This is a genomic window from Salinimicrobium oceani, assembly GCF_012037645.1.
Window position 1 is genome coordinate 1 of record NZ_JAAVJR010000713.1, and the last position, 432, is coordinate 432.

General features: G+C 42.8%; 1 protein-coding gene. It reads right to left on the bottom strand.

The genetic code is table 11. The annotated features are described in order from the left end of the window. Positions 1-408 (bottom strand): glycosyltransferase (locus tag HC175_RS19020; protein ID WP_168139742.1); only part of this gene is annotated, 408 nt, incomplete at its 3' end. Positions 409-432 lie beyond the last annotated feature (24 nt).

Below are 432 nucleotides of genomic sequence, written 5' to 3' on the forward strand. Positions count from 1 at the left end.
GTTCTTTTTCTTTTGTGGTCGGTCCTCCAGTTTGCAGAAATAAGAATCACTACCATGAAAACGGATCACCAGCGGACAACGAAGCTTCATAAAAGCTGTGATCCCTGTCCAGTCCGCTGCTTCTATGGCATCTATTTTATCTACAGCAATATATTTGTTGAGATAATTTTGCAGGAACTTACGGTGCAGATACCATCCAAAAAGGTTAAATTTTCGATGCTTTATCAGGTGAAATTTTATTCCTTCTTCTATAAAGACTGCATCTTCCTTCTGGCTATAGACGAAAACAGAGATATCTACTCCTTTTTTAGCCAGAGCAGTAACCATATTTTTTATGCTGGTCCCTATCCCTGCTGCCGGGCTGGTGCGTGGGTGGGGGTATTCGGAGGTGAGGAAGGCTATGTGCATTGCGGTTGTCAGTTCTCAGTTCTC